This window comes from Paraglaciecola mesophila KMM 241, from assembly GCF_000315015.1.
GTDB lineage: Bacteria > Pseudomonadota > Gammaproteobacteria > Enterobacterales > Alteromonadaceae > Paraglaciecola > Paraglaciecola mesophila.
The window spans coordinates 1-2,145 of record NZ_BAEP01000045.1; the positions used below are offsets into that span (position 1 = coordinate 1).

A 2,145-nucleotide genomic window follows, 5' to 3' on the forward strand; every position below is an offset into this window, starting at 1 on the left:
TGCCTATGCGGTCATGAATAATCACACGCATGTAGTGCTATGTGTGGATAAAGCCTTGGCTGATAATTGGGATAACGATGAAGTGTTGAGGCGCTATCACAAGCTGCACAGAGGCACATTGCTGACTCAGAAATTCATGAATGGCGATACGCTGAGCCAAGGAGAGCTAATCACCTTTGATGAGACCGTTGAAACCTATCGGCAACGTTTGTATGACATAAGCTGGTTTATGCGTGATTTGAATGAGTATATTGCTCGCGAAGCCAATAAAGAAGACGGCTGCACTGGTCGTTTCTGGGAAGGACGATTTAAGTCGCAAGCACTACTAGATGAAAGCGCAGTGCTAGCGTGTATGGCCTATGTGGACTTGAATCCCATTCGTGCAAAAATAGAAAAAACACCAGAAACATCAAAGCACACCAGTATCAAAAAACGCATTCACGCCATTAAAAACCAACAACCTCAACCGAGCGTTTTGATGCCCTTTGAGGGAAACCCTCGTGAGAATATACCTAAAGGTATCGCGTATTCACTAAAAGACTATATTGAGCTGGTCGATACCACTGGCCGCTGTATTCGTGATGATAAGGCAGGTCATATCGATAACACTCACAGCCCGATTTTAGAGCGATTAGGTTTAGACTCTGCTCAATGGCTAACCCTAACCACTGATTTTGAAAAGCACTTCTGCTATGCAGCAGGTGCGGAGCAAATGATGAATGCGTTCAAGCGCCATACTCATCATCAACGGCTGCGAGGAATGACGAAAGCCAAAGCGTTGTTAAAACGCGCATAATACATTGCAATCAACACATCTAATGCATCTCTTGTAGCGTTGACGCTTGCCTAAAAATTGACCTTTCACGCCGTTTTCTTCCTCAACGCTTAATATCCCAGTAAAAATCCCCAATCATTCAGATCAAAAGAACTTTAACGCCCATTGAGGGGTATTTTCCCCTATGCAGGAGAGTTTTTATACGATTCTAAAGATGGCTGTCTTTGTTAGTAGGTAGTATTTCATCCTGTAAACGACCTTAACTCCGAGCTGGTTTGCTAGCTCTTTATTCAAACTCAATTGAATAGGTCTTTCGTGCACCTCAAACTGCTTGTGAAAATATAATAATTGCTCCTCTGAAACTCTCTCTACAACGGTTCTATGTCTTACTTCATCTTTGAAGTAGCCTTTCTCAGGTTCGATCTGGATAGCCGTACTCTCGTCAAAAGCCGGGCAGCTAACTTCCTCGTAATATGAGTTCGAATGAGAGTAGACCGACATAAAAAGAAGAAGTAATAAAAGTCTCATAGTATTCCAGCGGCTAACGCTCCAATATGCCGACGAAACGAGCGCAGCGAGTTGAGGTTGGTATAATTGGATTGTTATGTACCATACCTAACTAGAGCACTGCTTTTGTAATTGAACAAAAAATTCTTTAGCCAATTTAAACGATGACCTAGTAAAAGTAGTATGGTTTTCTGATGTTTTTTGTCCATCTATAGTTAGATCGTAACTCGATACTTTACTGTTTGATTCAATCAGCTGAAGACTTAACAAGTAGCTACTTTTAGTCTTAAAGTCGTTAAATACACTTTCAACGCAACTTGTATCAAGATGAGACTTCAGCGTCTTACCGTATCCTACTTTTTTATCGGGTTGTATTTCACATCCTACAAACGCGAAGGCACTAAAAATAGCGACTAATCTAATCATATTTCTCAGGGACCTAACTCTTAACATATGGGGATTTTATGAGCGTTGTTGGCCGAAGGCCAGCGAGTAAAATTCCCACCATGATGTTTTTATTATGTGCAACATGCTAACAGTTGCTTTTGTAATTCAGTATTTTCACAACCGATAATGTCTAAACCGATGACAACTGACTTTTCAGAGTAAACAAGCATAACTGTATATGCCTTATCACCTGTGGGAAAAGTATCTTCCAGTTTTTCATTTTCTGAGGTTGTAAAACATATTGTGAATGCTGAATCGTCAGAAGCGAAGGACTCACATGATTTAATTTTCAAACCTTTTAGCTGATCAGCAAGTTCTTTTTCACCTTCAGCTATCAACGAAGATTTTACCTCTTCAAACAGGTCTGGGAGATCATCCTTAAACATCAATTTCTCCGTTGCCCATAACGCTTATTA

General features: G+C 40.7%; 2 protein-coding genes. One reads left to right on the forward strand and one right to left on the reverse strand.

Annotation, left to right across the window (positions count from 1 at the left end):
- Positions 1-796, forward strand: a 796-nt coding sequence (locus GMES_RS10190) for a hypothetical protein (protein WP_039987178.1), incomplete at its 5' end; no start/stop codon positions are given.
- 1,004 nt (positions 797-1,800) lie between these two features.
- Here the strand turns inward: GMES_RS10190 and GMES_RS10205 are convergent.
- Positions 1,801-2,115 (reverse strand): hypothetical protein, encoded by a 315-nt coding sequence (locus GMES_RS10205; RefSeq protein ID WP_006992591.1) that lies wholly within the window; start codon positions 2,113-2,115, stop codon positions 1,801-1,803.
- Between the last annotated feature and the right edge of the window lie 30 nt (positions 2,116-2,145).

Excerpts from the sequence above, each read along its gene's own strand:
- GMES_RS10205 (WP_006992591.1), bottom strand. The coding sequence starts at position 2,115 with ATGTTTAAGGATGATCTCCCAGACCTGTTTGAAGAGGTAAAATCTTCG.